At 69.2% G+C, this 3313-nt stretch carries 4 protein-coding genes; all 4 read left to right on the forward strand.

All coding sequences use genetic code 11. The features are described from left to right. Positions 1-262: 262 nt before the first annotated feature. Entirely contained in the window at positions 263-412 is a 150-nt protein-coding gene (locus AAC997_RS15640) for a 2OG-Fe(II) oxygenase (RefSeq protein WP_340646628.1), read from the forward strand. A gap of 57 nt (positions 413-469) precedes the next feature. After that, the gene (locus tag AAC997_RS15645; protein ID WP_340646629.1) at positions 470-1687 is read left to right on the forward strand and encodes a dipeptidase; all 1218 of its coding nucleotides are present in this window, start codon (positions 470-472) and stop codon (positions 1685-1687) included. A gap of 80 nt (positions 1688-1767) precedes the next feature. Beyond that, positions 1768-2541 carry an SDR family oxidoreductase gene (locus AAC997_RS15650; RefSeq protein ID WP_340646630.1) on the forward strand — a complete coding sequence of 258 codons (774 nt, stop codon included), beginning with the start codon at positions 1768-1770 and terminating at the stop codon, positions 2539-2541. Next, the coding region (locus tag AAC997_RS15655) for an enoyl-CoA hydratase-related protein (RefSeq protein ID WP_340646631.1) at positions 2538-3313 on the forward strand (776 nt) is incomplete at its 3' end. The genes AAC997_RS15650 and AAC997_RS15655, both read left to right, overlap by 4 nt.

The raw sequence follows: 3313 nt of genomic DNA on the forward strand, positions 1-3313 counted from the left end.
CCGAAGGCGAGGTTCAGATTGTCGAAAAGGCTTACGCCGTCAGGCGTTGCGTACGAAAGACGCTCGAGTGTCAGATGGGCAGGCATGGGCGACCTTGCGGGCATGGACGTTCGGGACGAGGCGGCGTTCCGTCGGCATGCGCATGGTCGTCAGGCTCCTTCTGAGACCCCGAGGATAGGCTCCAGCTCCTACTGGCGCAATCCGGACCTGTGTCGCGAACACCCAGTTGAGCGGGGCTGTGAAAGGCCCGACTCCTCCATCCATGACCACCGACATGTCCGACCTCGACCGCTACGGCTGCGCCGTCCAGGGGACCCGAGGCGCCTACCGCGTAGGCATCCGCCACGGCGTCAGCCGCCTGCGCAGCGGCCAGCTCCTTACCCTGGGGATCACCTTCCACGACGCGGCTTGAGCCTTGCCTTGAGGCGCGGATAGGCCAAGGCTCGGGCCATCAGTTTGGAGAGCCGCCTTGCACCGTTTGACCGTTCCGCTCGCGATCCTGTGGGCCTCCTGCGCCCTGCCCGCGCTCTCCGCCACCCCCGCCGAGGACGCCCACAAGGCGGCCATCGTGCTGGACACCCACTTCGACACCCCGGCCAACTTCCACCTGGCCGGCTGGGACATCATGGACCGCCACTCAGTCGCCGCCGACGGCAGCCAGGTGGACTATCCGCGCATGGTGGAAGGTGGCGTCGACGGCGGCTTCTTCGCCATCTTCACCCCCCAGGGTCCCCGCACCCCGGAAGGCGACGCCAAGGCCCGCGACGCCGCCCTGCTGCGGGCCGTCGAGATCCACCAGATGGTGGCCAAGCACGGCGCCCAATTCGTCCTGGCCACCAAGGCCGAGGAGGCCGGCGCAATCGTGGCGGCGGGTAAGAAGGTGGTCTTCATCAGCATGGAGAACAGCCAGCCCGTGGAGGCCGATCTCACCCTGATGCAGACCTTCTACACTCTCGGCGTCCGCATGATGGGCCCCATCCACTTCGCCAACAACGACCTGGGCGACTCCTCGACCGACCCCAAGGGCAAGGAGTGGAACGGCTTGAGTCCCAAGGGAAAGGCCTTCGTCGCCGAAGCGAACCGCCTGGGGGTCGTGCTGGACGCCAGCCATGCCTCCGACGATGTGCTGGACCAGATGCTGGAGCTCTCCACCACCCCGCTGATCCTGTCGCACTCCGGCCTCGACGCGATCTTCGACCACCCGCGCAACATCGACGACAAGCGGCTCAAGGCCCTGGCCGCCAAGGGCGGGGTGATCCAGATCAACGCCTTCTCCAGCTACATGGTCCCCACCGTGAAGATCCCTGAGCGGGACGCCGCCATGGCCGAGCTGATGAAGTCCGTCGGCGCCACCGGCCGCGACATGACGGCGGCCCAGCGCAAGGCCTTCCTGGACGGTCGCAAGGCCATCGACGCCAAGTGGCCCGTCCCCCGCGCCAACCTCGACGACTTCATGAAGCACATGCTGCACGCGATCGAGGTCGCCGGGGTCGACCACGTCGGGGTCTCCGGCGATTTCGACGGCGGCGGGGGGATCGCCGGCCTGGAGGACGTCACCGACTACCCCAAGATCACCGAACGCCTGATGGCGGCCGGCTATTCCAAGGAGGATATCGCCAAGGTCTGGGGCGGCAACGCCCTGCGCGTCCTGAAGGCCGCCGCCGACGGCCGCACCGCCAAGCCCTAGCAGGGCTTGCCTGACGCGGGGACCGGGCGTCCAGATACCCTCACAGGCCGGCGTCGGATCGGCCGCAGAGGGAGACGCACATGGACCTGGGCCTCAAGGACAAGACCATCTTCGTGGCCGGCGCCAGCCGCGGCATTGGGTTGGGGATCGTGGAGGCCTGCCTGGCCGAGGGCGCCAAGGTGGCGATCACCGCCCGCGGCGCCGAGGCGCTGGAGGAGACCCGCGTCCGGCTCGCCGCCCAGTACGGCGAGGACCGGCTCTGGGCCATGTCGGGCGACATGCGCGACACCGCAGTCATCGAGAAGGCTCTGGCCGGGGCGGAGGCCGCGCTCGGCCCGATCTTCGGCGCGGTGGCCAATGTGGGCCTGCACCCCTGCCCGCCCGGAACCGAGGTGGACGACGACACCTGGGACGCCGGGTTCTCGCAGAACCTGGGCTCGGCCTGGCGGCTGGCGCGCGGCGCCTTCCGGATGATGGCCCCGCGCGGCGAGGGCGCGATCCTGTTCATCAGCTCCATCGCCGGCCTGGGCGCCCTGGGCACGCCGCTGACCTACGGCACCGCCAAAGCCGCGATGAACCATCTGGCCAAGGAACTGGCCAAGATCACCGGCCCCAGCGGCGTGCGGGTCAACGCTATCGCGCCTGGCAACATCGTCTTCCCGGGCGGCGACTGGGAGCAGCGCTCGACCGGTCCGCGCGCGGCGGCCTGGACCCGCTGGCTGGAGCGCGAGGTGCCCATGAAGCGGTTCGGCAAACCCGAGGAGATCGGCTCGGCCGCCGCCTTCCTGCTGAGCCCCCAGGCCAGCTTCGTGCACGGCGCGGTGCTGCCGGTGGACGGCGGACAGACGCGATGACCTACGAACACCTGGACCTGCGCGTCGACGGCGACGTGATCTGGGCCACCATGAACCGGCCTGAACGGCTGAACGCCCTGAACCGCAAGCTGGTGGAGGAGCTTCGGGACTTCTTCGTCGGCCTCTACTGGCGGCGCGACGTCCGCGTGGTGGTGCTGTGCGGCGCGGGCGGCGCCTTCTGCGCCGGCCTGGACCTGAAGGAGCGCTCCGGCGCCAATGACGGTAAGCGCTCGGTGGGCGCCAGCCTCACCGGCCAACGGCAGATCAGCGAGATCGTCATCGCCATGCGCCGCTGCCCGCAGCCGATCATCGCCTGCATCGACGGTGCGGCCAGCGGCGGCGGCTTCGCCCTGGCGCTGGCCTCCGACGTCCGCATCGCCACCCCGCGCACCCGCATGAACGCCGCCTTCATCCGCATCGGGCTCTCGGCCTGCGATATCGGAGTCAGCTACTTCCTGCCGCGCATGGTGGGCAGTTCGGTGGCCGCCGAATACATGCTGACCGGCCGCTTCATCGAGGCCGAGCGCGCCCACCAACTGGGCCTCGTCAGCCGCATCGTCGCGCCCGAAGCCCTGGAGGCGGAGGCTCAGGCCTTCGCCAGCGATATGCTCAACGCCACGCCGCTGGGCCTGCGCCTCACCAAGGAAGCCCTGAACCACGCCATCGACGCGGGCGGTTTGGAGGCGGTGATCGCCATGGAGGATCGCAACCAGATTCTCTGCGCCCAGGACGACGACTTCGGCGAAGGCGTCCGCGCTTTCCTGGAGAAACG

Source organism: Phenylobacterium sp. (genome assembly GCF_037968635.1).
In the GTDB taxonomy this organism is placed as follows: domain Bacteria; phylum Pseudomonadota; class Alphaproteobacteria; order Caulobacterales; family Caulobacteraceae; genus Phenylobacterium.